General features: G+C 67.5%; 26 protein-coding genes and 1 tRNA gene. 6 read left to right on the top strand and 21 right to left on the bottom strand.

The window, feature by feature from the left end:
- Positions 1-246: 246 nt before the first annotated feature.
- A complete protein-coding gene (locus ACWDUA_RS07255; protein WP_449750328.1) occupies positions 247-744 on the bottom strand; it encodes a TIGR04338 family metallohydrolase in 498 nt (165 codons plus the stop codon).
- A 73-nt stretch (positions 745-817) separates the two neighbouring features.
- Here ACWDUA_RS07255 and ACWDUA_RS07250 point away from each other — a divergent pair, with 73 nt between their 5' ends.
- Both ACWDUA_RS07250 and ACWDUA_RS07245 read left to right on the top strand, forming a co-directional pair.
- Positions 818-1,789 (top strand): hypothetical protein, encoded by a 972-nt coding sequence (locus tag ACWDUA_RS07250; RefSeq protein WP_449750327.1) that lies wholly within the window; start codon positions 818-820, stop codon positions 1,787-1,789.
- Entirely contained in the window at positions 1,786-2,238 is a 453-nt protein-coding gene (locus ACWDUA_RS07245; protein ID WP_449750326.1) for a hypothetical protein, read from the top strand. The genes ACWDUA_RS07250 and ACWDUA_RS07245 overlap by 4 nt, the downstream gene beginning before the upstream one ends.
- Before the next feature lie 21 nt (positions 2,239-2,259).
- On the opposite strand, the gene ACWDUA_RS07240 is transcribed toward ACWDUA_RS07245, so the two are convergent.
- A complete protein-coding gene (locus ACWDUA_RS07240; protein WP_449750325.1) occupies positions 2,260-3,120 on the bottom strand; it encodes a DUF2786 domain-containing protein in 861 nt (286 codons plus the stop codon).
- A gap of 136 nt (positions 3,121-3,256) precedes the next feature.
- On the opposite strand from ACWDUA_RS07240, the gene ACWDUA_RS07235 reads away from it, so the two are divergent.
- Positions 3,257-3,730 (top strand): hypothetical protein, encoded by a 474-nt coding sequence (locus tag ACWDUA_RS07235; protein WP_449750324.1) that lies wholly within the window; start codon positions 3,257-3,259, stop codon positions 3,728-3,730.
- The gene (locus tag ACWDUA_RS07230; protein WP_449750323.1) at positions 3,727-4,041 is read left to right on the top strand and encodes a winged helix-turn-helix domain-containing protein; all 315 of its coding nucleotides are present in this window, start codon (positions 3,727-3,729) and stop codon (positions 4,039-4,041) included. The genes ACWDUA_RS07235 and ACWDUA_RS07230 overlap by 4 nt, the downstream gene beginning before the upstream one ends.
- A 451-nt stretch (positions 4,042-4,492) precedes the next feature.
- Here ACWDUA_RS07230 and ACWDUA_RS07225 read toward each other — a convergent pair whose 3' ends face one another.
- The 3 genes from ACWDUA_RS07225 to ACWDUA_RS07215 all read right to left on the bottom strand — a co-directional run bounded on the left by ACWDUA_RS07225 (position 4,493) and on the right by ACWDUA_RS07215 (position 8,705).
- On the bottom strand, positions 4,493-5,446 hold the full coding sequence (locus ACWDUA_RS07225) for an L-lactate dehydrogenase (RefSeq protein WP_449750322.1): 954 nt from the start codon (positions 5,444-5,446) through the stop codon (positions 4,493-4,495).
- A 904-nt stretch (positions 5,447-6,350) separates the two neighbouring features.
- The gene (locus tag ACWDUA_RS07220) at positions 6,351-7,736 is read right to left on the bottom strand and encodes a bifunctional adenosylcobinamide kinase/adenosylcobinamide-phosphate guanylyltransferase (protein ID WP_449750321.1); all 1,386 of its coding nucleotides are present in this window, start codon (positions 7,734-7,736) and stop codon (positions 6,351-6,353) included.
- Positions 7,737-7,766: 30 nt separating this feature from the next.
- The gene (locus ACWDUA_RS07215; protein WP_449750320.1) at positions 7,767-8,705 is read right to left on the bottom strand and encodes an alpha/beta fold hydrolase; all 939 of its coding nucleotides are present in this window, start codon (positions 8,703-8,705) and stop codon (positions 7,767-7,769) included.
- Between the two features lie 221 nt (positions 8,706-8,926).
- Between ACWDUA_RS07215 and ACWDUA_RS07210 the strand changes: the two genes are divergently transcribed.
- Positions 8,927-9,904 (top strand): NmrA family NAD(P)-binding protein, encoded by a 978-nt coding sequence (locus ACWDUA_RS07210; protein ID WP_449750319.1) that lies wholly within the window; start codon positions 8,927-8,929, stop codon positions 9,902-9,904.
- Positions 9,905-9,948: 44 nt separating this feature from the next.
- Here the strand turns inward: ACWDUA_RS07210 and ACWDUA_RS07205 are convergent, their stop codons facing one another.
- Positions 9,949-11,172 (bottom strand): PucR family transcriptional regulator, encoded by a 1,224-nt coding sequence (locus ACWDUA_RS07205; RefSeq protein WP_449750318.1) that lies wholly within the window; start codon positions 11,170-11,172, stop codon positions 9,949-9,951.
- A complete protein-coding gene (locus tag ACWDUA_RS07200; protein ID WP_449750317.1) occupies positions 11,169-12,734 on the bottom strand; it encodes an acyl-CoA synthetase in 1,566 nt (521 codons plus the stop codon). Before ACWDUA_RS07200 ends, ACWDUA_RS07205 begins: the two co-directional genes overlap by 4 nt.
- Before the next feature lie 61 nt (positions 12,735-12,795).
- On the opposite strand from ACWDUA_RS07200, the gene ACWDUA_RS07195 reads away from it, so the two are divergent.
- The gene (locus tag ACWDUA_RS07195) at positions 12,796-13,944 is read left to right on the top strand and encodes a LuxR C-terminal-related transcriptional regulator (protein WP_449750316.1); all 1,149 of its coding nucleotides are present in this window, start codon (positions 12,796-12,798) and stop codon (positions 13,942-13,944) included.
- Between the two features lie 25 nt (positions 13,945-13,969).
- Here ACWDUA_RS07195 and ACWDUA_RS07190 read toward each other — a convergent pair whose 3' ends face one another.
- From ACWDUA_RS07190 to ACWDUA_RS07125, 14 genes are all read right to left on the bottom strand, one after another.
- Positions 13,970-15,358, bottom strand: a complete 1,389-nt coding sequence (locus ACWDUA_RS07190) for an NAD(P)/FAD-dependent oxidoreductase (protein ID WP_449750315.1) — start codon at positions 15,356-15,358, stop codon at positions 13,970-13,972.
- 3 nt (positions 15,359-15,361) lie between these two features.
- Positions 15,362-15,574 carry a ferredoxin gene (locus tag ACWDUA_RS07185; RefSeq protein ID WP_449750314.1) on the bottom strand — a complete coding sequence of 71 codons (213 nt, stop codon included), beginning with the start codon at positions 15,572-15,574 and terminating at the stop codon, positions 15,362-15,364.
- Complete coding sequence (locus ACWDUA_RS07180; RefSeq protein WP_449750313.1) at positions 15,574-16,902, bottom strand: cytochrome P450; 1,329 nt, start codon at positions 16,900-16,902, stop codon at positions 15,574-15,576. Before ACWDUA_RS07180 ends, ACWDUA_RS07185 begins: the two co-directional genes overlap by 1 nt.
- 40 nt (positions 16,903-16,942) lie before the next feature.
- A complete protein-coding gene (locus ACWDUA_RS07175; protein ID WP_449750312.1) occupies positions 16,943-18,463 on the bottom strand; it encodes an aldehyde dehydrogenase family protein in 1,521 nt (506 codons plus the stop codon).
- A 4-nt stretch (positions 18,464-18,467) separates the two neighbouring features.
- On the bottom strand, positions 18,468-19,517 hold the full coding sequence (locus ACWDUA_RS07170; RefSeq protein WP_449750342.1) for an alcohol dehydrogenase catalytic domain-containing protein: 1,050 nt from the start codon (positions 19,515-19,517) through the stop codon (positions 18,468-18,470).
- A gap of 5 nt (positions 19,518-19,522) precedes the next feature.
- Complete coding sequence (locus ACWDUA_RS07165; RefSeq protein WP_449750311.1) at positions 19,523-19,927, bottom strand: hypothetical protein; 405 nt, start codon at positions 19,925-19,927, stop codon at positions 19,523-19,525.
- Positions 19,928-20,068: 141 nt separating this feature from the next.
- On the bottom strand, positions 20,069-20,968 hold the full coding sequence (locus ACWDUA_RS07160; RefSeq protein WP_449750310.1) for an ABC transporter ATP-binding protein: 900 nt from the start codon (positions 20,966-20,968) through the stop codon (positions 20,069-20,071).
- Positions 20,968-21,990 (bottom strand): FecCD family ABC transporter permease, encoded by a 1,023-nt coding sequence (locus ACWDUA_RS07155; protein WP_449750309.1) that lies wholly within the window; start codon positions 21,988-21,990, stop codon positions 20,968-20,970. The genes ACWDUA_RS07160 and ACWDUA_RS07155 overlap by 1 nt, the downstream gene beginning before the upstream one ends.
- Complete coding sequence (locus ACWDUA_RS07150; RefSeq protein WP_449750308.1) at positions 21,987-22,886, bottom strand: ABC transporter substrate-binding protein; 900 nt, start codon at positions 22,884-22,886, stop codon at positions 21,987-21,989. Before ACWDUA_RS07150 ends, ACWDUA_RS07155 begins: the two co-directional genes overlap by 4 nt.
- Positions 22,887-23,001: 115 nt before the next feature.
- Positions 23,002-23,718 (bottom strand): 50S ribosomal protein L1, encoded by a 717-nt coding sequence (gene rplA / locus ACWDUA_RS07145; RefSeq protein ID WP_449750307.1) that lies wholly within the window; start codon positions 23,716-23,718, stop codon positions 23,002-23,004.
- Positions 23,719-23,864: 146 nt separating this feature from the next.
- Positions 23,865-24,296 (bottom strand): 50S ribosomal protein L11, encoded by a 432-nt coding sequence (rplK, locus tag ACWDUA_RS07140; protein WP_053778837.1) that lies wholly within the window; start codon positions 24,294-24,296, stop codon positions 23,865-23,867.
- A gap of 128 nt (positions 24,297-24,424) precedes the next feature.
- Positions 24,425-25,300, bottom strand: coding sequence for a transcription termination/antitermination protein NusG (nusG, locus tag ACWDUA_RS07135; protein WP_449750306.1), 876 nt, complete (start codon positions 25,298-25,300; stop codon positions 24,425-24,427).
- Between the two features lie 77 nt (positions 25,301-25,377).
- Positions 25,378-25,842 carry a preprotein translocase subunit SecE gene (gene secE, locus ACWDUA_RS07130; protein WP_449750305.1) on the bottom strand — a complete coding sequence of 155 codons (465 nt, stop codon included), beginning with the start codon at positions 25,840-25,842 and terminating at the stop codon, positions 25,378-25,380.
- A 39-nt stretch (positions 25,843-25,881) separates the two neighbouring features.
- Positions 25,882-25,954: transfer RNA gene (locus ACWDUA_RS07125), tRNA-Trp, on the bottom strand.
- Positions 25,955-26,203: the final 249 nt, after the last annotated feature.

The following is a 26,203-nucleotide window of genomic DNA, read 5'->3' as shown; positions in this document are numbered from 1 at the left end:
CTGAAACCTGGTGAAACAGGCCGACGTTGGAGATCGGCGGTACACACGCGTCCACGCTCGGTCGGTATCGTGGTCAAGGGCCTCAACATCATTCATCTGACCGCCGAAACCCGATCGGTGGATTCAGGCTCAACCACCAATTGCCTCTTGCTGATTGAGCCGGGACCGAGCGAGGACCCGAGTCGAAACCCGGTGAGACGAGCATGTCGGCAACCACACGATCGGCCCACCGGCGAACTCGACCACTCACCGCACCCCGGACTCGGCGAGGATGACGCGGTACACGAATCCGGCTTCGGGACCGAGGACCGTCCCGACGAGCTCGGTGAGGGCGAGGACGAAGCCGCGGCCGTGTGCCGGGCCGTCGCCGTCGTCGAGGTGATGGGCGAGCTCGTGGAGCACCACCAACTCCCGGAGTGCCCAGCGACCCTCGCGGGTGTCGGGGATGGCGATCTCGGCGTGCCCGCCGACCCGCCGGTACTCCGCGGATCGGAATCCACCGCGAGATCGCACGGCCACCGGTACCCGGGCACGCGGGAACCGCTCGAGCACCGCGGGCATCGACACCACCCGGGACACGTAGTCGCGGACGGAATCCACCGATCCGAACAGGGCCTCGGTGGGCAGGGTCAGTTCGGTCCCGGCGATCTGCACGGTCCGCGCCGATCCGGCGCGTTCGAACATCCGGAACACAAGACGCTCGGCGGCATACATCTGTGCCCGCCCGACGTCGCGTGGGCTCATACCGCTGTCCTCCCGTCTCGCCGGTCGCCGACTACGATCGCACCATCACCTGTCGGAAGGAGTCGGTGTCCCCATGCCCGATCAGGACCCTTCCGATCAGGCCGCACCCGATCAAGCCTCTTCCGAGCATGCCTCGTCGGACAGGGTGGCGATCCTGCGGGCCCGCGCCCGGGTCGCCGCCGAACGTGCCCTGACGCTTCCGGGTGCTGCCCTGTCGATGCGCATCGTGCGCGACGTGGTGACCGCCGGTCTCTCCGACCGCGCCATGACCCTGTCGGCCCAGGCATTCACCTCGGTGCTGCCGATCGTCATCCTGCTGACCACCATCCCGGTGGGGCGTCGGTTCCTCGACAAGGCCTTCGACGGGTTCGGCGTGGACCCGTCCCGGGTGTCGATCCCGGCCGCCCAGACCGATGCCGCCCTCGGGGCGTTCGGGGTGATCGGCGCGTTGATGGTGATCGCCGGTGCCACGTCGTTGTCCCGCGCCCTGGGCCGCATGTTCACCGACACCTGGCGGGTCGACCGCCTTCCCGCCACGGGATGGTGGAGGTGGGTGGTGGTCATCTTCGTCCTCCCGGTCGCCGTGATCGCACAGGGTCTGATCGTGCCGTTGCATCGGATCAGCCTGTCCGGGGTGCGTGTGAACGGGTTCGGCCTGATCGGGGTGATCCTGGAGTTCCTCGGCACTTTCGTCGTCTGGTGGGTCACCTGGATGGTGATCCCCCGACTGCTGGTGTCCCGGCAGGTCCCGATGCGATTGCTGGCCGTGTACGGCGCCCTGACCAGCCTTCTGGTCACCGCGCTCCTGGCGGGCAGCCGGGTGGTGCTGCCCACCATCCTGTCCGACACCCTGGCGCACTACGGCACCCTGGGCCTGGTGTTCGTCTCGATCAGCTGGCTGTTTCTCTACGCGGCGGCTCTGGTGATCTCGGCGACGCTGGTGCACACGGTGGTGGTCGACGACGGCGTGCTGGGGCGCCGTCTCGCCCGGATCACCGGCGTTCCGACCGCCGATCGCCGACAGCGCACTAGCATCGGCGCATGACCGTCATCCCGTCCCGACACCCGGTGGACCCGACTGGCGCGCGTCTTCGGCGTGCCGTGGCAGCAAGCCTGATCGTGCTGGGTGCACTTACCGCCGCGGCATGCAGTTCGCCGAGCGAGGACCGTGCGGTGGAGACCCAACTGCGCAGCAATCAGGTCGATCCGGCCACCCTGGACCAGCTGGCCGATGCCATCGCCGAGGCCGGTCGCCCGGTGACCGGCCGCACCGATGCGACGGCGCAACTGTGTCCCGACGCCGGTTGCACCCTCGCGCTCACCACCGATCAGTTCACCCTGATGAAGTTCCCGACCACCGGTCGCGCCGAGCTCTGGGCGGGTGAGCACCTCGATGCGTTCCAGCTGCTCGACATCGCCATGAGCTTTCCGGCGAACACGCCGCAGGAGCAGCAGGAGAGTTACGAGACCGCGTTGCACTCCGCGCTCGGCTGACCCCCGGCGCACCCGCCCGGCTCACGATCCGAGCTGCCCGCGGGGTGAGCCGAATTCGCGGTCGGCACCCAGTTTGGCGCGGCGTCCGGCCCGGTCGCCGGCTTTGCGTGCCCCTTCCGAATACCCGGCCGATGCGCTGCTCGGCCGCCAGGTCCCGCGGGCCTGCGATTCCGTACGGTAGTAGTCGGAGACCTCGATCTCCTTGTTGCGCAGGGCGATCGCCGTCGACGACGAGCCCGCCCCGGACGCAGACGTGCCGTCCGCGGCGGGGAGTTCCTCGACCTCCGCGGCGATCGCCTCCTCCCGTTGCGCATCGCGAGCCTCGGCGAGGCGCCTGCCGATCCGCTCGGCGAAGGCGGTCTGGAAGTTCAGCCGTGCGGTGATGGGAGCCAACGGTTTTCGTTCCACCACCTTGCGTGCTCGCCATCCCTGCCCACGGGTGACCACCCGCGCCGACATCTCCTGCTTGTAGTCCCCCGACCGCAGGTAGGCGTCACTGGCCGCCACCATCTGCACCACCAGCGAGGTGTAGAGCGCCTCACAGGTGTCGATGTCGGCCTCGTAGCCGTAGGCCATCACGAATGTGGAGTTGCCCGCCACGTCGACGGTCACATCGTTGGCACGCGCGATCGCGACGAACAGCAGCACATAGGTCTTGAGTCCGCGTTTGCCCGACTCCCCGATCGTGATCTGCCGAGAGATCGGGGTGGTGCGCCCCCGTGCGGCCGGATCGTGTGCGCGGGCCACCGCGAGATCGATGGCCGACGCTGTCGCCAGTCGCTGGGCGGCCGCCATGAAGGTCTCGGCCTCGTGCGGGTTGTCGGTGTTCTCGGCCTGCCGGAGCAGGCCGGCGATGCGGGTGAGCAGTTTGTCGTCGCGCATACAGATCAGACTATTTCCAACGCCATCTGGTTCCACTCGGGCCCGAATTCGTCGGAAACCTTGACTTTCCGGTCAGGAAAGTAGAACACTACTTTCCAGAACGGAAAGTTATCATCCGAGCCCCTCGGAGGCCCCCATGCCCGACATCTCCCCTGATGAGGCCCGCGCCGCCCTCGGCGCCGTGGCCACCGCACAACAGCACGTCACCGACGAGATCGGACTCCCCCGCGGCTACTGGTGGGCGATGGCCGGCGGCTGGGTGGCGCTCGGCGCGATCGGGCAGTTCGCACCGTGGTGGGTCACCACCATCGCGACCGTGGTGTTCGGCGCCGGCCATGCCGCCGTCGCCTCCCGCCTGCTCGACGGCCGCCGGCGCACCGCACGGCTACAGGTCGCCCGCGACGCCGGCGACCATCGCATCGCCCTGATCGTGATCGGCATCCTGGTGACGGCAGTCGCACTGACCATCGGCCTGGCCGTCGCCCTCGAGGCCGACGGCACCACGCACCCGAGCCTGTGGGCGGGGGTCCTCGTCGCCGCGGTGATCGGCTTCGGCGGACCCGACATCCTGGCCGCCCCGCGGCCCCGCACCCGGGTGCGTCCCGCGTGACCGACCCGCGGTTCGACGAGCTCATCCATCCGAGTACCCGCCTGTCGCTGATGGCCACCCTCGCCGCAGCCGACTGGGCCGAGTTCGCCTTCCTGAAAGACCGTCTGGGCCTGTCGGATTCGGCACTATCCAAGCAGTTGACCACACTCGAATCAGCAGGATATGTCACCACCGAACGGCCCACCACCGGCCGACGGCGCACCGTCCGTGCACGACTCACCTCCGCCGGGCGGGATGCGTTCGCGGGACATGTTGCGGCACTTCGGCAGATCGTCGGCGACACCCTGCCGGACGCTCCGGCGCCAACGTGACCGTCGAAGGCCACCTGTACCGGACCACCCAGATTCTCGGCGGGTCCGTCGCGACGACGAGCGACCCGACGATCCGGCCGGGAGAGCCGTGAGGGCCCGGCGGCCTGCGTGGTCGCACCGGCGCTTGCGCGACCACAGAGCACGATTCGAGTAGTCCACTACTCAGGTCAGCGCCGGTACCGCCCTGACACAGTCGGCACACGCACACCACGAACCCCCTGGGGACCCGATGTCGCAGGATCACGGCAGCACACCGACAGCACCACCGACAGCCGAACAGCGGGTCATCGCGTTGCCGGAGCGCATCACGTCCGCATGCGCCACCCTGTTCGGCACGGGCCCGGGCGTCGATCCCAGCCGGACCGCGGCGACCCCGCGATCGAGTCCGGTCCTGTTGTGGGGCGTGTGGGACCTGGTGGAGCACGGCGTGGCCGGTGCATCCCGGCCGACCTCACAACCCGAAGCGCGCCTGCATCTCCCGTAGGGTTTGAGCCGACGTCATCAGCCCGGCCCGCTCGACGTCGTCGACGCTGACATCGAATCGGCGCGCACACCCGGTGCGGTCGACCAGCGACGGCAGCGAGAGACACACGTCGTCGAGCCCCTCGACACCGGTGGCCAGGGTGGAGACCGGTAGCACCCGGTGTTCGTTCTTGAGCACGGCCTCCACGATCCGGGTCGCCGCGAGGCCGATCGCGTAGTTGGTGGCGCCCTTGCCCTCGATGATCTTGTACGCGGCGTTGACCACCTCGTGCTGGATCCGCTCCCGCTCCGCCTCGTCGAAGGAGCCGTGACCGGGCAGCGGGTCCCACTCGGTGAGGGGCACACCGCCGATCGAGGCCGAACTCCACAGCGGGATCTCGGAGTCTCCGTGCTCGCCGACGATGTAGGCGTGCACGTTCTGCACCGCCACCCCGGCGTGCTTGGCGATCAGGAACCGCAGACGTGAGCTGTCCAGGACGGTGCCCGACCCGAACAGCTGGTTGTTCGGCAACCCGCTGATCTTGAGCGCCGCACTGGTGACGATGTCCACCGGGTTGGTCACCATGATGAACACCGCGTCGGGTGCCACCTCGATGGCCTTCGGCAGGATCGCGCGGGTCAGCCCGATGGTGGCCTCGGCGAGTTCGAGCCGCGACTGCCCCGGCTTCTGCTTGGCGCCCGCGGTGAACACCACGACGTCGGAGTCGGCGACCACGTCCATGCTGTCGCCGCCGATGATGTCGGTGCGCGGCACGAACTCCAGTCCGTGCGACAGGTCGAGGACCTCCGCCTCAACCTTCTTGGTGTCGATGTCCATCAGCGCGATCGTGCGTGCCACGCCGCGGATCAGCGACGAGTACGCCACCGCCGTCCCGACGGCACCGGCCCCGATGATCGACAGTTTGGTCCCGTGGGTGTTCATCGCAACTCCTCGTTGATCAGACTCGGGGTGATCGAGTCTGTGCGGTTCGGCCGACGGACTCGTCCCCCTGTCCTATCGCATCTGATCGCACCCTGCCTGCCGACCACCCGGGATGTCACCGAGGTTTCACCCACGAGGTGACCGTCGCGCTCGCCCGCGGATGACTCGCCGGCGGGAACATGGCCCGCACCACCACCCTGATCCGGTCGAACTCCCCGTGGGACGAGAGCCCACGAAGAGACTGTTGGTGGTGAGCCGACGAGGAGCGCAGGGCGGATTCAAGGGGTCAGCGACGAGACGTGTCGGAACCTCTGTCAGCCGTACTCGCCGGCGCGGCCACCTCGCAGGTGATTGCCACCCAACGTACGCTGCGGAGATTTCGACACGGGTCCTCGCTTCGCTCGGTCCCGGCTCAATCATCGTTCGGGGGTTCCTCGCTTCGCTCGGTCCCGGCTCAATCAGCGTTCGGGGGTTCCTCGCTTCGCTCGGTCCCGGCTCAATCAGCGTTCGGGGGTTCCTCGCTTCGCTCGGTCCCGGCTCAATCAGCGTTTGGCCGTTGATGGTTGAGCCGATGAGGAGCGGAGCGACGAGACGTGTCGAAACCTCTGTCGGCCGTACTCGCCGGCGCGGCCACCTCGCAGGTGGCTACGCACCCGACGCGGGCTGCGGAGATTTCGACACGGGTCCTCGCTTCGCTCGGTCCCGGCTCAATCATCGTTCAGGGGGTCGTCGCGATGCTTGGTCCCGGCTCAATCAGCGTTCGGGGGTTCCTCGATTCGCTCGGTCCCGGCTCAATCAGCAACCAGCCGTTGATGGTTGAGCCGACGACGGGCGTAGCGACGAGGCGTGTCGAATGGGGCTCCCCAGACCGGAACGCTCCCTCGGCGACTCCCGGGTGACCCCGTCACCCGGGAGTCGAATTCCGACCAGGGCGGGCCCCTTCCCGCACCACCACCGCCTGGCCGGCGACCATCAGCACCACCGAATCCGACTCATGCGCCACCGCGGCATTCAACCGCCCCAAGAGATCCCGGAACAATCGGCCCGACGCGGACTCGGGAACCACACCGCTGCCGACCTCGTTGCTCACCGCGACCACCGGAACCGCACAGTCCCGCCACGCCGACACCAACTCCTCGACGTCGGCCTCCACCACCGCGACGTCACCTCCGGACCACACCGCATGCGCGTCCAGTCGGGCTGTCAACCATGTTCCCAGACAATCGATCACGAGCGGACTCCCTGACGATCGCAGCACCCCGACGAGGTCATCGGTCTCGATCGTCTCCCACCACGACGGCCGATCCGCCCGATGCCGCGCGACCCGCTCCGCCCATTCCCGATCGTCGGTGCCGATACCGCCGGTCGCCACATACGTGACCGCCGCATGCCCACCCATCAGGTGTTCGGCATACCGCGACTTGCCCGACCGCGCTCCCCCGACAACGAGCGTCCGCGACGAGGCCGCGTGATCGCCGACCGCCCCACCGCCGACCATCACCACTTCCCCGTCGACACCGGGCCGGGCACCCAGCGCCGCCAACCGTTCTCGTAGCCCGACAATGCCGGGATTGTGATGCCCGAGGTGCACGGCGACGACGTCACACGGATCATCGACCGCCCCCACCGACCGCAATCCCCCCAATACCTCGGCGAAACCCGCCAGCCCGAGATGTCCCACCGACAGCTCGCCCCGATCGCCGAACGTCTCCTCGAGGAACACTGCATCGAACCGCGCATCGTCCACCGCCGCATACCAGTCGGTCGGCCACACCCCGGTGTCCGTCGCCCACAGCATGCGCGTCCCGTCGGGGCCGGTGACGTCGTACAACACAGCATCACCCTCGCGAAAGACGGTGTGCTGCGCCGGAAGTACCCGCACGTCGTACTCCCCGACACGCAGCCGGTCCCCGGCCGACACCGCAATCAGCCGCACCGGGTCGTTCGGCCCCACCCAGGGCCGGCACACCTCGAGTGCGTCGGCCGGACCGTAGACCTCGAGCGGGTCGAGTCCGGTCACCCAAGACCGACTCAGCAGTGCCTGCGGCCCGAGATGATCGGAATGAGCGTGCGTGACCAGCACGTGGCGCACGGCGGACAGTGAATGTCCCTGACGCGCCGCGGCTCCCGGTGCATCCGGGCCGAGGTCCAGCATCAGCACGTCGTCGACGAGGGCCGCGGTCTGCCCGCGGATCTCGCCGTTCCGCACCGCGTCACGACACGAGTCGCACCGGCAGAACGGATTCGGCCAGCCATCGGCCGAGCCCGTTCCGAGCAACACCACCTTCATGCCGATGGGTTCCCCACCGGCCGGCACATGTCAGCTCCCCTCGGCACAACGGGCCGCGAAGGCCACGATCTCGGCTGTCACCTCGTCCCTGATCTCCGGCTCGTTGTGCACCTCGTGCCGAAAACCGGTGAAGACACGGGTCCGTACATCGGGATGGCCGGTCTCGATCAGCCGGTTGGCGACGTGGTAGGCGCCCTCACCATAATTCGTGACGGGATCGGCGTCGCCGGCGAGGATCAGCACCGGCAGATCGGCGCGGACGCTCGGGTACCAGTCCCCGTCGTTCACCTCGTCGTAGAGGTCCACGAACCCTTGCAGGAACCGCACCGACATCGGTGCACCGAAGTTGTTCAGCGGGTCGATCGCGTGATCGGCGACGACATCCGGATCGCGGGCCACCCACGCGGTCGGCCCCGCTCCCGGTCCGTAGCGGGAGACGAAGCCGTCGAACATCGACACCACATAGGACGCGTCGGCGGGAGCCGCCGGATCGGTCTCGGCAGCAAGTGCCGTCCGGTCGAGGAGTTCGTCGATACCCCGTATTCCGGCGGCGATGCCGCACAACACCAGCCCCGCGACGGACTCGCTGTCGTCACCGACCAGCCCCCGCGCGATCATCGACCCCCACGAATGTCCGAAGACGATGTAGGGCAGATCCGGGTACTGCTGACGGACCAGATGGCGCAGGGTGCGTTCGTCGTCGACGACGACCCGATCGGCGCGGTCTCCGGCGTCGGCCCACACCCCCGAGGTCATCGCCGTCTTCCCGTGTCCGGCATGGTCGTCGGCGGCCACCACGAATCCGGCGTCGAGCAGCTCGGTGATCAGCGGCAGGTAGCGTCGGGAGTGCTCGCCCAGACCGTGGACGAGCTGGATGATCCCGCGGGCCGGTCGCACCGGCTGATAGATCCAGCCGTAGACGGTGTCCCGTCCGTTGCTCGACGTGAACTCGACTTCCCTCAGTGCCATGCTTCCTCCGGGCCCGCGATCTGGTGACGTCGCACACGCTACCGCCGCAGCGCGGTGCCCGGTGCGACTTCGGGAAGGCACCCGGGGGACCCACATCCGGGGAGTACGAGTTGCTCCGCGTCCGTACTGGTCAACGCGCCGAAGTGAGCCGATTCTCGAACCACCGGGGGTCAACCGGTCACGACAGCCGTGTGGAGCTGAGCACAGACAGGAAATCGATCATGGATGTATCCCTGCCCAAACAAGCACTGAACAGAGTTCTCGTCTTCGGGGCCAACAATCACATCGGCGGTCCATGTGCCGAGCTCATCGCCCGGACCTCGCCGACCACCTCACTCCGGTTGGTCACCAGCAAGCCGGAGGTGATTCCGGTGCTGCAGGCGAAGTTTCCCGGCGCCGAGGTCGTCCTCGCCGACTACCTGGACCTGCCGAGCCTGGTCACCGCATTCGACGAGGTGGACGGATGCTTCGTCGTCACACCGGATTTCATGGACGAGCAGACCGCGATGACGAATGTCGTCGCGGCCGCCCGCCATCACGGCCGACTGCGGCATCTGGTGCGCCTCGTGGCCGACCCGATCGGCATGACCCTCGACCGAGTCCCCAAGGCACTGATCGAGTTCGACGGCGGAGGCACGGCGGTCCAGCACCTGAAGGCCCGTGCCGTGCTCGACTCGAGCGGGCTGCCGATCACCTACATCAACAACGCAGCCTACTTCATGGACAACTTCCTGACGTTCTTCGCGGCCCCGATCCAGCTGCACCGCACACTCGTCGTCCCCCGCAATCGACGGATGGCCTTCCTCGACACCACCGACACCGGCGAGTGTGCCGCATCGATCCTGTTGTCCGACAACGCACGCCACATCGGCCAGATCTATCACCTCGACAACGGCCATGACGTGATGCGCTTCGACGAGGTCGCGCAACTCGCCACCGAGGTGCTCGGCGTGCCGATCGAGTACGACGGGACGGACGAGGCATTCGAACGCCACTGCGGTGACGGGCTACGTGCCTACATCGGTAGTGACGACGCGGTCGAGTACTACCTGCACTACTTCCAGTTCGAGCAGGACAACGAGACGGTCTGGCGTAAGTCCGACATCGTCGAGTATCTGACCGGCCGGCGTGCACGCCGGCTCGAAGAGTGGCTCACCGCACACCGCGATGCCGTTCTGGGACAGGCGGTCCCGGCCTAGAGGCCTTCGCACAGGCCGGCGCCGATCCCCCCGCGGGATCGGCGTCACGACCCCGACGGTTCGGCGAGAACCGACAGCGCCGCTTCCAGGTTCAACCGGTCGGCCTCGATCGACACACCCAGGATCCGGGCCGCCCGTCGGAGTCGATACGCCACCGTCTTCTCGTGGAGGTGGAGCACCGCCCCCGCTGCGGCCTTGCTTCCGCCGCAGGCGAAGTAGCAGCGCAGGGTCGCACGAAGCCGCTGCGCTTCACCGTCCGCCGCGGACAGCGGCCCCAGGACGACCCGGGCGAGGCGTTGCGCCCGGGCGTCGTCGGCCGCCAGGGTCGCACTCACCGCCACGCTCCGGAACGTCGCGACATGCGCCGCGCCATTCGTGCGGGTCAGGACCCGCAACGTGTCCACCGCCTCGCGCCCGACCGTGGCGAAGCCGGCCGGGCCCGAGGCGACACCCGATATGCCGAGGAATTCCCCACCGGTCTCGGTGACCGCTTCCTTCGCCACAATGTCGGGGTCGGGTGGCTGGTCGCCCGACAGCCAGAGGATGTCGGCCCCCTCGACGTCGGCCACGCCGACCACGCGGGATCCCGGGACACGATGACGCAGTCGGTCGCCCAGTCGCCCGACACACTGGGCCCGGAACCGCCCGCCACAGGCCACGGCCACGTGGTGACCGTCGATCGGATGGTCGAGCAGATCGAGGTCCACGTGTTCACCGTGCATCAGCGCGGCGAGCACGATCTGCCTGCGATGCCCCGTCCGGACGGCCTCGAGGACCCGCTCCTCCCACCGGGCCGTCAGACACTGCACCGCGTGGTCGAGATACTCACCGAGATGTCTGCTCGCGGGAATCGTCAACCGGGCGAGCAGTTCCCGGTCGGCGATCACACGCTCGGCATGGCCGGCGAAACACTCCCACGTCGCAGCCGCACCCAACTGATACGTCCGGATCAGTTCGGGCAGTCCGGACGGGTCACTGGCGATCCGATCCACGAGTTCGATCGCCCCGTCGGACAGACTCACCGACCTCGGTGGCACGCCGCATGCCAGCGTCGACAGGAAGGTCCCGACGTTGACACAGGTCGACCTGACCAGCACGGCGAAGTACTCCGACGCCTCGTCCACCGGTTCGTGGCCGCCCCGCGTGAGTACCGCCCGGCTGATCTCGACCGCGATCCCGTCCAGATCCGGCATCATCGCGTGGCAGACCCGGCGCATCCCGGCCGACACCTCGGCCTCCCGGACGATGGGTGCGACGGCGGTACTCACACAGCAGCCCCGTCCTCGGTGAATCTCTGCCGCAGAGGACCTTTCACGAGCTTTCCGGTGGGGGTGCGGGGCAGGTCGGCCACGAAGCGGAACTCCCGCGGCACCTTGTACCCGGCGAGATGTCGCCGGACGAAGTCCTGCAGTCGCTGCGCCACCTCGTCACTGCCGACCACGCCCGGAGCGGGTGTGACCGCCGCGAGCACCCGCTCACCGTACTCGGGGTCGGGCACCCCGACGACGGCGACATCGTCGACATCAGGGTGCAGGGCCAGACAGTTCTCGATCTCCTGCGGGTAGATGTTCACCCCACCGGAGATGATGGTGAACGCCTTGCGGTCGTTGAGGAACAGGTAACCGTCGGCATCGACATAGCCGATGTCGCCGGTCGTGGTCCATGTCGGATGGTCGGGGTGCTGCGCCGACGCCGTCTTCTCCGGATCGTTGTGATAGCTGAACGGCACGGCCTCGCGCTCGAAGTACACCGTGCCCGACTCCCCGACCGGCAACTCGACGCCCTCGTCGGAACAGATGTGCAGGACACCGAGCTTCGCCTGCCCGACGGTGCCGGGTCGGGTCTGCCATTCACGCGGATCCACCATGGTGATGCCGTTGGCCTCGGTCGACGAGTAGTACTCGTGCAGGATCGGACCGAACCAGTCCATCATCGCCTTCTTGACCTCGGGCGGACACGGAGCGGCAGCGTGTACCGCATGTGTCAGGCTCGACACGTCGTGGCGCTCGCGCACCTGGGCCGGCAACCGCAGCAAGCGCACGAAATGCGTGGGAACCCACTGGGTGTGGGTGATCCGGTACCGCTCGATCAGCTCGAGACACTGCTGCGCGTCGAACTTGTCGACGGTGATGACCGTGCCGCCGAGGCTCTGCGTGATCATCCCGAAACGTAGCGGGGCCGCGTGATAGAGCGGCGCCGGCGAGAAGTACACGGTGTCGGCACTCATCTGGTAGGTGCCGCCGAAGACCATCACGTAGGGATCACCCGGATCACCGACCTGCCGATCCGGCAGGGGCGGCTTGACACCCTTCGGACGCCCGGTGGTCCCGGAGCTGTAGAGCATGTCGTTGCCGCGACGTTCATCTGCGGCGGGTGTGCTCGAGCCGCTCGCCACGAAGTCCTCGTAGTCGGCGAACCCGTCGACGAGGGAACCATCACCATGATCGGGGTCGAACGACAGCGCCACCTCCACCGCGGTGCATCCGACACGCGCTGCGGCAGCCGACTCGGCGAGATCGCTCGACACGATCAGACCCCGTGCACCGCAGTCATCGACGATGTAGGCGATCTCCTCGGGCGACAGATGGGTGTTGACCGGTGTCAGATACAGTCCGCTGCGTAGGCACGCCCAGTAGACGACGAAGACCTCGGCGTTGTTCGTGCTCAGCAGGGCGACGACATCACCGTCGCGCAAACCCGCCGAGCGGAGCGCGTTGCCGAGCTGGATCGAGCGACGATCGAGGTCCGCGTACGTGAGGGTCTCGCCGGTGTGCCCGACGACGACCGCAGGTTTGTCGGCGGATGCGACAGCATGGATTCCGGGGTACATGGATTTCCTTTCGTCGTGGCCGATCGTGTGATCGACGACACATCTTGCTAGAGTCTCGGGAATGCACCACATCGTCAGAGCGAAGGCGTCCACCTCCTCTGATGCAGGGCCGCTCGTCGACACGCGCGAGATCCTGGCCGCACTGCGTGAGCACGTGGACGAGTCCGACCGGAGTCTCATCCCGGTCAAACACCTTCTGCACCAAGCGTGGTCGGATCTCGCGGCAGTTCTCGACACCGACCTCGACCAGCTGTCCCCCGAGCTGAGCGCTGCTCTGGCCAATCTCCGGACCGTCGACACACTCCTCGTCGACCGACTGGCAGACAGCACCGGTGTCCCAGCGCGACTCGCGGAGGTCGTGTCCCGGTTGGAGGCCGCTCCGTGCAACACCGAGGAGCTCGTCACCCTCGCCCCGCGCCTGATCTGCGATCTCGGCTTCCACCGCGCGATCATCTCCCGCGTCGACGGCCGTATCTGGACCTCCGAGTGCGCCTATGTCCCCGACCAGCCCGACTGGTCGGACGCGATCAACCAGGCCGGTCGCCGACACCCCCAGGTCCTGGGCACGCAGATCCACGAGACCGAGATCGTCCGCCGACGCGAAGGCCTGCTCGTCACCGATGTCCAGGACGACGTCCGGGTGAACCGACCGATCGCCGAGGTCTCCCTGTCGCGATCGTATGTCGCCGCACCGCTGGTGTCGGAGGGCCGTGTGGTCGGGCTGCTGCACGCCGACAAGTACCGGCAGAACGGCGATGTCACCGGGGAAGACTGTCAGCTGCTCATGGGATTCGCGCAGAGCCTGCGGCTCGCGCTCAGCCGTGCTCGGATGAGCGAAGAGCTGAGCACGCTGCGCAGCGGACTCCAGTCGCTCACCGACGCGCTCGGACACACCGCCGACGAGGCGCACACCGTCACGATACGACGCGGCATCGCCGCCGACTACGACGAACCCGTATTCGCCGACGCCCCTGGCACGTCCGGACTTCGGGTCACGCGCTCGCGTCGGATCGCCGACTCCGGCCTCACCTCGCGCGAGCACGAGGTGCTGGCGCTGCTCGCCCAGGGACGCACCAACGGTGCGATCGCCCGAGAACTGGTGATCTCCGAGGGGACGGTCAAACAGCACGTGAAGCATGTCCTGCGAAAACTCCAGGCCGCCAATCGATCCGAGGCCACGGCGGCGATCTGGTTCAACGAGAACGGGTGACCGGCGGCACGCGCGAACGTTCACGTCAACAACACCGATCGGCACCGAACGCCACCCCGTCCGCCCACGATGCCCGCTGCGCGACCAGTCGCCGGTACTTCATGATGAGGTCCGGCCGGCCGATGGTCAGAACGCCGGCGAGCGTGTCTGCCTCGCGGTACAGCACCACGGTTCCACCGGTCTTGTCGACCCGGTGCTGCACCACCAGTTGGTCGGTATGCGGCACCCCGACGAACTGCAGCCGCACCCCGTACCAGTCCGACCAGAAATACGGGACGGTCTGATACGCGGTGAGTTGACTGTCCGACAAGGCATTACGTGCCGCCATCGCTCCCTGCTCGGCGGCACTCGTCCAGTGTTCGAGCCGCATGCGGCGGTCGAACAACCCATTCGGCCAGTGGGCGACGTCACCTGCCCCCCACACCCCCGGGATCGGCGCCCCGTCCACACCCAGGGCGGCCAGGTACTCGTCGCACTCCACGCCACCGTCGCGATCATTCAGTGCCACACCGGAATCGGCCAGCCATTGCGTGGACGGAATCGCGCCGACGCCGACGACCACGAGATCGGCCTCGAGCACCCGGCCATCCGAAAGCACAACCGCGGTGACATGCGGCCCGCTCGCTCCGCTCCCGGCGCCGGTGACATTCGGCCCGCTCGCCCCGCTCCCGGCGCCGGTGACATGCGGCCCGCTCGCCCCGCTCCCGGCACCGGTGACATGCGGCCCGCTCGCCCCTCTCCCGGCACCGGTGACATTCGACCCGGTTCCCGCGGTCCGGAACCCCTCCACCCCTACCCCGAGGATCAGTTCGGTTCCGTTGGCGGCGTGCAGATCTGCGCACAAGGAACCACCCGCGACGCCGAGTGACCGCGTCAGCGGCGCCGGAGCGGCCTCGACGATCGTCGCCGCCAACCCCAACCTCCTCGCCGCCGAGGCGACCTCGGCACCGATGAATCCGGCACCGACAACCACCACGCGCGCGGACGACCGCAGGGCCCGCCAGATCGACCGGGTGTCGGCGAAGGTCCGTACCGTGTGAATCCCGCCGACCCCATCGGCACCGGGAAGCCGACGCGCATGCGCTCCGACCGCGATGATCAGTGCGTCGTAACCGATGTCGCCGGCCGCGGTCGCAAGCGTGCGCGACTCGACGTCGAGCCCCAGTGCCGGCGCACCGGTGCGGACCTCGACACCGAGTTCGTCGACCAGGAAGCCACGCTCACGCAATTCCGGGATCGATGGTTCGTCCTGCCCCATCAGGAGTTCTTTGGAGAGCGGCGGCCGATCGTAGGGTAGGTGTTCCTCCGCCCCGACCAGGGTGAGTGCGCCCCGATACCCTTCGCGGCGCGCCGACTCGCAGGCACGAATGCCCGCGAGTCCGGCGCCCACCACCACCAGGTGATCGATACCCACCGTTCAGTCCTCGATCGTGATCGCCTGTGTCGGACAGGAACGCACCGCGGCCTCGACCTCGCCCCGATCGCGTTCGGTCACGTCGAAGGCCAGCACCGTCAGCTGCCCGTCGTCACCGATCTCGAAGTGACCGGGGGCCTCGGCCTCACACAGGCCCAACCCCGAGCACCGACCCATGTCCACCTTGATCCGGCAGCCCGACGTCGTCACCGACATCACTTCCTCCCGTACGGATAGAACGGCATCTCCACGACGCCGCGCATGAAGTTGGTGCGCATCAGCGTCGGTTGACCGGCGACGAAGTCCGGCATCTGCCGGTGCAGTTCCCGGAACAGGGACCGCATCATCGACTTCGCCAACTGGTTGCCCAAGCAGTAGTGGACACCACCGCCACCGAAGGCGACGTGCGGATTGGGGTTGCGTGTCAGGTCGAAGGCGTCGGGGTTCTCGAAGACCTCGGCGTCCCAGTTGCCCGACCCGTACATCATCACGACCTTGTCGCCCGGCAGGATCTGCTGACCGCCGAGCTCGTACTCGGCCACCGCGGTACGACGGAAGGTCAGCACCACCGATCCATAACGCAGGAACTCCTCGATCGCCTGGTTGAGGCGGCCCTCGAGATCTTCCCACAACCACTTTCGTTGCTCGGGAAAGTCGGTCAGCGCCTTCACCGCGAAACTCGTGGTGTGGCGTGTGGTGTCGGTGGCGGCCACCGAGAACAGCGTCATCACCGCACCGATCTCGAAGTCGGTCAGCTTCTCCCCGTCGACCTCGGCCTGTACCAGGTTGGTCAGGAGGTCGTTCGTGGGGTTCTCGCGCCGGTCGGCGATCAGCTCCTCGGCCAGGTCGTGGATGAACAGCGCCGCCTCGGTCTGCACCTCCGCCGGGTCACGCCCGGCCAGCAGCACCGGATCTGCCCACGCGGTGATCTCGTCGGCGGCATGACCGACCGCGACCAGCCGGTCCTCGGGGATACCGAACATGTCGCCGTACATCTCGATCGGCAGGTGCCGCGCGATGTCGGCGACGAAGTCGATCTCGTCCCGATCGGCCACCGCCGAGACGATGCGGTGCGCCCGGCGGGCGATGTCGTCCTCGATCTTGCGGATCTGCTTGGGGGTGAACGCCGCACTGACCAGTTTGCGAATCTTGTCGTGCTGCGGATTGTCCATGGCGAGGAACGACATCGCCATTTCCAGCAGCATCGGCGGCAGCAGGTCGAACATGACCCCGTAGCCGGAGACGAAGACGTCGGTGTTGTGGCTCACCTCGCTGATGTCGGCGTGCCGGACGACCGCCCAGAATCCGGGATCATCGGGATCGGGCACGACCGACGTCTCGATCGGACGCTGCCAGGTCACCGGCGCGGTCTCCCGCAGCACCGCGTAGGTCTTCTCCCGCTCCGGGGCATCCTGATCCCAGAACGCGTCCGAGGAGACTTCCACCGGGTGGTACTCGCGTGTCACCGCGACGTCGTTGCTGGGGACGACGTCACCGTCGTCGTCGTCGAAACTCAGTTCGGTGTCATCGAAAGTTGTCGACATGTGTGGTCCTGTTCTGGTTCGGGTGCTCGATCGGGGGTACTCAGTCGTCGGCGTGACTGAGCAGGATGTCGTAAGGTTTGGCGTCGCGACCACCGGAGAGATCCACGTGGACCGCCTTGGCCTGGGTGTACGCATCGAGCGCGTCGGGCCCGAGTTCGCGGCCCACACCGCTCTGCTTGTAGCCGCCGAAGGGCACCTGCGCGTTGATCTGGTGGGCGTCGTTGATCCACACACTGCCCGTCTGCACCTGTTCGGCGACGGCCAGTCCGCGACCGTTGTCGGTGGTCCAGATACTCGACGCCAACCCGTACTCGCTGTCGTTGGCGATCGCGATCGCCTCCTCGTCGGTGTCGTACGGGATCACCGCGAGGACGGGTCCGAAGATCTCCTCCCTGGCCACCGTCATCGAGTTGTCGACGTCGGTCAGGATCGTCGGCGCCACCCAGTAGCCCCGCTCGAACTGCTCGCCCTCGGGTACTCCGCCACCGATCACCGCCCGCGCGCCGGCATCGATCGCCTCGTCGATGTAGGCGAGAATCCGGGCCTGCTGTCTGCCGTCGATGACCGGGCCCATGTCGGTGTCCCAGTCATCGGGTGCGCCGACGGCGATCGTGCTCGCTCGCCGCACCAGCCGGGACACGAACTCGTCGTGCAGGCTTCGCGGCACGATCGCCCGCGTCCCCGATTCGCAGATCTGGCCGGAGTAGGTGAAACAGCCGTAGAGCACACCGTCGACGGCGAGATCGAGATCGGCGTCGTCGAGGACGATCGATGGCCCCTTACCCCCGAGTTCGAGGGTCACCTCTTTCACCGTTCCCGACGCGAGTCTCATGATCTCCCGGCCGATCTGGGTGGATCCGGTGAAGGCGATCTTGGCGACGTCGGGGTGGCTCGCCAACCGTGCTCCCGCGTCGCGGCCGTCCCCGGTCACCACGTTGAGCACTCCGGCCGGCAGCCCGTTGGCCTCGGCGATCTCGGCGAATCGCAGGATCGACAGCGGGGTGTGCTCGTCGGGTTTGATGACCACCGAATTACCCGCCGCCAGAGCAGGTCCCACCTTCCACAGGGTCAACAGCAGCGGGAAGTTCCAGGGCGCGATCGCACCGACGACACCCAAGGGTTCACGGTGCACCACGCTCTGCGCGAGCGCCGGGAAGGTGACCACGGGTGCGGGCCGGACGAACCGGTAGGTGTCGGCGAGATCGGCAAAGAAGGTGAAGTGCGCCAACGCATATCCGATGTGGAAACCGGTCGCCTGCCGCACCGTGGCACCGTTGGCCGACATCTCCAGCTCCACCAGTTCTTCGATCTGGTCGTTGGCTGCGTCGGCGATGGCCCGCATGATCGTCGCCCGCTCCTGGGGGGTCTTGCCGGCCCATACCCTCGACTCGAAGGCCGCCTTCGCGGCTGCCACCGCGTCGTCGATGTGGCCCGCGGTTCCCTTCGCCACCGTCGCCACCACCGAGGCGTCGGCGGGATTGACGACGGTCATCGAGTCGTCGGTGTCGACGGACCGGCCGCCGATGTGCAGTGTAAAGTGTTGCACGTCAATACTTGTCATGTGTCTACCTCGACGGATCCAGGATGATCTTCATGGCCTCACGGGCCTCGAAGAGCTTGTAGGCGTCGGCTGCCTCGGACAGGCCCATGCGGTGGGAGATCATCGCGCTCGGATGGAGCTTGCCCGCGGTCGTCAATCCGATGACCTCGTCCATGTACTCGGTGATGTGACTGACACCCATCTCCACCTTCACGCCCTTGAGGTAGAGCTCGGCAAAGGGGAATCCGTCGATCGAGTCCTCGGTGTACACGCCGGGGATCGAGAGCGTTCCGCCGGCACGCAACAACGGGATCGCGGCCAGCAGTGCCGAGGGATGGCCGACGGCGTCGACGACGACGTCGGCGCCCCGCCAGTCCGACAGGTCGAGCACCGCGTCGGTGCCGTCGACGTCGCTCGAGTTCACGCCGATGGCGCCGAACTTCTCGGCCTCGGTCAGCCGTGCCGCAACCCTGTCGACCACGATGACCTTGCTCGCACCGAGCGCCACCGCCGACATCGCCGCGCACAAGCCGACCGGACCGGCGCCGACGACGGCGACGATGTCGCCCGCCCGCATCGCGCGGGCGACCGCCTCGTGACCGGTGGTCATGATGTCGCCGGCGAACAGGATGTCCTCGTCGTCGGTGTCGTCGCCCTCCGGGATCGCGCGGGCGGTGAGATCTGCAGCCGGGACGACGACGTACTCGGCCTGTCCGCCGTCGAGGTCGCCCAGCGCCAGGCCGAGACCGAAGATCCGACTGCCGGCACAGTTGCCCGGCTGATGACGCCGGCACTGATAGCACGCCCCGCAGCTGACCACACACGACGACACCGCACGGTCACCCGGCGCGAACTGGGTGACGGCGTCGCCGACCTCGACCACGGTGCCGAGGAACTCGTGCCCCAGGATGATGTCGGACTCGAGTTCCAGGCGGCCTTCGTAGGGATGCAGATCGGTGCCGCAGATGGCCGTCTTCTCGACCTTGAGCAGCATGTCGGTGGGCTCGGAGATGGACGGGATCTCCACGTCGACGACCTCGACCACATGCGGTGCGCGCAGCACCGCGGCCTTCATCGTGCTCACGCGGTCACCTCGGCGTCCTTGGCCGCCACCTTCTCGCGGTACATCGGGAACAGCGGCTTGGTCAGCGGCACCAGCTTGAGGATCTTGTTGACCGGACCCTTCGCCTTGACCTGACCCTTGGCCAGACCGACCGCGAGGTTGTAGTCGCCGCGCCAGAACTGATCGGCGGTGTCACCGCGCATGAGCAGCGTGATGTCGGGCTTGAGATCGGTCGGTCCGGTGATGACCTGGTAGTCGTCGCGGAAGGCGATGGTCACCTCGCAGTCGGGGTCGTTGTAGAGCACGCGCATGATGATGTCGGCGGCCCTGAGTCTGGGCCCCGACTCCGGGTGGTCACCCGCGTCCCGGAAGACCCCGCCGATGTAGGTGTCGAGTTCTTCGGCGTCCTTGAAGTAGCCCACAGCTGTCTCCTCGATTGATTGATCACGGCTGATTGCCTTGTGATGCAATGGTTTCAAGTGAGGTGTGACGCAGGTAACCGCAATTGGTGGGATCTCCCTATCCCTTTGGGGATAGGAGGTCACCCGACGTGCGGACGCCGGTCAGGCGTCCGGTTCCGTCTCCGGCAGACATGACCCGGCATCCGGTGGCCGCGGTGAACCCTGTGAGCCCCGTGAACCCCACGACCGCAACGGCAACACCGCCGGTCCATCGGTACGGTGGAGGATCTCGACGCGCGCCCCGTACACCGCGTCGATGCGTTCCTCGGTGAGCACCTCCGACGGCGCTCCGTCGGCGACGATCCGCCCCCGCTGCAGCAACACCAGCCGCTCCCCGTAGTGGGCCGCCGACGTCAGGTCGTGCATGGCGGCCAGGACGGTCAATTCGCGCTCGGTACGCAGCGAGTCGACCAGGTCGAGCACCTGCTGCTGGTGACCGATGTCCAGGGCGCTGGTCGGTTCGTCGAGCAGCAGCACGCGCGGCTGCTGGGTCAGCGCCCGCGCGAGCACCACCCGCTGCAGTTCACCGCCCGAGAGGGCAGTCGCCGGACGGGTTGCGAGCTCCTCCAGGTCGAGCCGGGCGATGATGTCGTCGATCACCTCGCGGTCGTGTCGGGTCTCGTCCCCGAACCGTGCGATGTGCGGGGTCCGCCCCAGCGCGATCAGCGCGCGCACGGTGATCCCCTCGGGCACCACCGGACGCTGCGGCATCAGTGCCACCGACCGTGCGACCGCCCGCCGGCGGCTGCGGCCCGGTGCGACCCCGGCGACCTCGATCTCACCCGTGGCCGCGACCAGCCCGGCCAGTGCGTGCAGCAGCGTCGTCTTGCCCGACCCGTTGGGCCCGACAAGCGACACCCAGGTCCCTTGCGCGATCTCCAGATCGATCTCGTGCAGCACCGGCACCGTGCCCCGCACCACCGACAGCCCCCGGCACCGCACACCGGCACCGGCACCCGGAGCGGCACCGGGATCTTCGCCCGCCCCGCGATCACCGGTCATCAGCTCGTCCCCCGTCCGGTCCGCCGCAGCACCACGAGGAAGAACGGTGCCCCGATAGCGGCGGTCACCACTCCGATCGGCAACTCCGCGGGTGTCATCACCGTCCGCGCCACCACGTCGGCGAGCACCAGGAAGGCCGCGCCCACCAGCATCGACAGCGGGAGCAACAACCGATGTCCCGGCCCCACCAGGATCCGCACCGCGTGCGGGATCACGATGCCCACGAATCCGATCAGGCCACTCACCGACACCACCGCCGCCGTCCCCAGCGTGGCCACACACACCAGTCCCAGCCGCACCCGCTCCGGCCGGATGCCCAGGCTCGACGCCTCGATGTCGCCGACCGCCATCACGTCCAGGATCCGCGCCGACGCGACGATGATCACCACGCACACCACCACATACGGCAGCACGGTCACCACGTCGTCCCATCCGTCGGTGGCGAGTCGACCGAGCATCCACGTGTACACCTGCCGCAGGGTGTCGTCATGCTGCTGCATCAGGAAGGTCTGGATCGCAGTGGCGAACGCCGCCACCGCCACACCGGCGAGGATGATCACCACCTCGGACCGCACCCCACCGACCGTCCTGCCCAGTGCATAGGTCGCGGCCACCGCGATCAGCCCGCCGACGAACGCCGCCACCGGCACGCCTGCCGACCCGATCACCCCACCGGCGACGATGGCGATCGTCGCCCCGAGTCCGGCTCCACTGGACACGCCCAGCAGATAGGGATCGGCGAGCGGATTGCGGAACACACCCTGATAGGCGGCACCGGCGACGGCGAGCATCATCCCGACGAGCGCCGCGAGCGCGACCCGCGGCATCCGCACCTCCCACAGGATGGTCTGCTGCCTGCCCGACAGCCCGGACTCGACGTCCACCAGCGGCAGCCGGTCCAGCAGGTCGAGCAGCACACCCTTCGCCGACAGCCCGGCCGGGCCGACCATGACGGCCAGCAGGCACGCGCCGAGCAGGACGGCCACCGCCCCGACCAGGACGACGACGTCGCGACGGGTCACCGCTGGGTGTCGATGCCCGCGACGAACTGCGCCACCGACCGCATGAAGTCGACGATGCGCGGCCCCCACCGGCTGGCGATGTCGGCGTCGAGGACGTACACGTCGTGGTCGGTCACCGCTCGGAGATCACCCCAGCCCGGGCGCGCGGCGACCTTCTCCGGCGTCACCCCGCAGCACTGGGCGTCGGCCAGGAAGATCACCTGCGGGTTCTGTTCGATGATGTACTCCGCCGACAGCTGCGGATACCCGTTCTGGCCCGTGGCGATCGACGTCAATCCGAGCATCCGGTAGATCTGTCCGATATAGGTGTCGTCGGTGACGGTGTAATACGTGTCGTCGAGCTCGTGGTAGTAGGTGAGGGGCACCTCACGCTCGGGCACGCTGCGCACGATCTCCTCGATCTGCGTGCGCATCGACGAGACCACCTCGCCGGCCTTCGCCTCACGACCGGTCGCCGCGCCGACCTTCTCGATCTGGGCGTACGTGTCGTCGAGGGTCGTGGCGGCGGGGAGTTGGAGCACCTGCACACCGACACGTTCCAGCCCGGCCACGACGTCGTTGGTGTCGTCGGAGAGCACCACGAGGTCGGGGTCGTATCCGAGGATCGCCTCGACGTTGGGCGTGTACCCCGACAACGAGGTCCGCGGTGCATTCGTCGGATGGTCCGACTGATCGTCCACGGCGACCACGCGGTCTCCGGCACCCACGGCATAGAGCATCTCGGTGCCGGTCGGACTCAGCGACACGATCCGGGCGACATCCGACGCCGCCACGGTGCTCGACGACGACCCCGAACCCTGGCCGGAACTGCCGCAGCCGGCGACAGACACCACCAGCGCCACGAGAACCGCCACGAGTACGGACACGGGCACGTTGCGGACCCGACGTGTGCGCACTACCGACCTCCAGAGGTGTCCATCGCCCGATCGCAGGGCGAATGGTCCGATCATGCACGAAGGGCCCGACACCGTGTGGTGTCGGGCCCTTCGCGGTCTCACATGTTCACGACGCTCAGGCCTGCGGGGCCTCGGCGAAGTTGCGGGTCACCGCCGGATCGACCGGGATACCGGGGCCGGTGGTGGTGGAGACGGTCACCTTCTTGACGTACCGGCCCTTGGCCGCGGACGGCTTCGCACGCATGATCTCGTCGAACGCCGCACCGTAGTTCTCGGCCAGCTGCTCGGCACCGAACGATGCCTTGCCGATGACGAAGTGCAGGTTGGCTGCCTTGTCGACGCGGAAGTTGATCTTGCCGCCCTTGATCTCGTTGACGGCCTTGGTCACGTCGGTGGTGACGGTGCCGGTCTTCGGGTTCGGCATCAGACCACGCGGGCCCAGGACGCGGGCGATACGACCGACCTTGGCCATCTGGTCCGGGGTGGCGATCGCTGCGTCGAACTCCAGCCAGCCGCCCTGGATCTTCTCGATCAGGTCCTCGGCGCCGACCTCGTCGGCACCGGCGGCGGTGGCCTCGGCGGCCTTGTCGCCGACGGCGAACACGATCACGCGGGCGGTCTTACCCGTACCGTGCGGCAGGTTGACGGTGCCTCGAACCATCTGGTCTGCCTTACGGGGGTCGACACCCAGCCGGATCGCGACCTCGACGGTCGCGTCGGTCTTCGTCGACGACGTTTCCTTGGCCAGCTCAGCAGCCTCCAGCGGGCTGTAGAGCTTGGACTTGTCGACCTTGTCGGCCGCGGCCTGGTAGGCCTTGCTCTTCTTGCTCATCGCTCTGTTCCTTCTCCGCCGTGATCACCACAGCGAGTTGGTGGTGCGGACCGAGCCGGCCCTCCCACACTGAAAAATGTTTGGATCAAACTCTGTGTGCTTACGAGTTCGCAAGCTCACTCGGTGTTACTTGCGAGTTCGCAAGCTCACTCGACCGTGATACCCATCGACCGAGCAGTACCGGCGATGATCTTCGCGGCCTGGTCGATGTCATTGGCATTGAGGTCTTCGGCCTTGGTCTTGGCGATCTCGCGGACCTGGTCCATCGAGACCTTGCCGACCTTCTTGACGTGCGGCTCGCCGGAGCCCTTCTGCAGACCTGCGGCCTTGAGCAGCAGCTTCGCCGCGGGCGGGGTCTTCAGCTTGAAGTCGAACGAGCGGTCTTCGTACACGAAGATCTCGACCGGCACGACGTTGCCACGCTGCGACTCGGTCGCCGCGTTGTACGCCTTGCAGAACTCCATGATGTTCACGCCGTGCTGACCGAGCGCCGGACCCACGGGCGGAGCCGGGTTGGCCTGGCCTGCCTGGATCTGGAGCTTGATGATCCCGGCGAGCTTCTTCTTCTTGGGAGGCATCTGTGTTCCTTGGTTGTTTCCTTGCTGATCCACGTCCGCTGGAGGCGTGGAAGTCTGGTTGTCCCCGGCCACAGAGTGGCCCGTGAACGTCGGCCACGGGGTGGCCTGGGACTGTCGTCAGGCGCCGATCAGATCTTCTCGACCTGGTTGAATCCGAGCTCGACCGGGGTCTCACGACCGAAGATCGAGACGAGCACCTTGACCTTGCGCTGCTCGGCGTTGACCTCGCTGATCGACGCGGGCAGGGTCGCGAACGGGCCGTCCATGACGGTGACCGACTCGCCGACCTCGAAGTCCACCTCGATGGTGGCGCTGACGGCGGCGGCCGCGGCCTCGACACTCTCGCCGACCGATGCGGCCTTCGCGGGCTTCTTGGCCTCGGTGCGCGGCATCAGGAACTGCATCACCTCGTTGAGGCTCAGCGGCGACGGCTTGCTGGTCATACCGACGAAGCCGGTGACACCCGGGGTGTTACGGACCGCGCCCCACGACTCGTCGTTGAGGTCCATGCGCACCAGAATGTAGCCGGGCAGCACCTTGCGGTTGACCTTCTTGGGCTGGCCGTTCTTGATCTCGGTGACCTCTTCGGTCGGGACCTCGACCTGGAAGATGTAGTCGCCGACATCCAGGTTCTGGACACGGGTCTCGAGGTTGGTCTTGACCTTGTTCTCGTAGCCGGCATAGCTGTGCACGACGTACCACTCACCGGGAGCGCGACGCAGCTGCTTGCGCAGCTCCTCGACCGGATCCTCCTCGACGGGCTCGGCCGGGGCCTCGGCTTCGACGGCTTCCTCGTCGGAGTCTTCCTCGTCGTCGGAGTCGTCCTCGTCGTCCACATCCTCGTCGGAGTCGTCCACATCCTCGTCGGAGTCGTCCTCGATGTCGTCGTCGGTGCCGTCGGCCAGGGCCTCGACGTCCGAGTCCTCGGTCTCGTCGACGGTTGCGGAGATCGCCTCGTCCACGACGGCCTCGTCGGCCGATTCGATGTTGTCCGGGGTGCTCACGCTGCCCACGCTCCTCTTTCTCACAGTTCCGGTCGACGTCGTCTACGCCCGACCGGACGACTCACCGTGATGAGCCGCTAGCCGAACAGCCAGAGGACGCCCTTGGCGAAAGCGATGTCGATGCCGAAGATGAAGGCGGTCACGATGACCACGAACACCAGCACGACCACCGTGTAGGTGATCATCTCGCGCCGCGTGGGCCAGATGACCTTCTTCAGTTCGGAGACGACCTGCTGAAGGAACAGCCAGATCCGAACGAACGGATTCCGGCTCTCCTCCGGCGACGCCTTCTTCTTGCGTTCCTTGACGGCGACCGCGGTCCCGGCTGCGGAAGCGGTGTCGTCATCGGCGGTGTCGGAGGCAGACGCTGCCGAGCGACGGCCCCGTCCCGAGCGCTTACCGGTCGGCCGGAGTTCTGTGGACTCCGTGCCCTCGGCCGCGTCGGCGGCGGTGTCGTCGGAGACCTCGAGCTCGTCGGCGGCCGAAGCCGTGACGTCCTGTCCGGCGTCTTTGGCGCGGGCAGCCCGGTCTCGCTTGCTCACCTTCGAGGTTCCTCTCGTCAACGTGTGCCCTCTCCAGGGCAGGGGCGACAGGACTTGAACCTGCAACCTGCGGTTTTGGAGACCGCTGCTCTGCCAGTTGAGCTACGCCCCTCTGCGGTCACCGCCCGGTTCGGGATCACTCCCGTCCCTTCGTGCGACCACCTGTCCCGATCCACCCTACGGAACCCTCCCAACCCTACGGCCGAGTGCGGTCCTCCGACAAAACCAACGCGCCACCCTTGGGGTAGCGCGCAAGTCAAGATCAATCGAGACACTTCAGTGTAGATCACCTCACCCACGTAACCCAAAACGCCCCGACTCGCGACGCCCCGACGCTGGTCACAGCCCCCCGATACCCTCG

This window comes from Gordonia sp. NPDC003376 (genome assembly GCF_053589235.1).
Note: the sequence above shows the minus strand (reverse complement) of the source record. Positions and strands in the feature narration are given on the sequence as shown.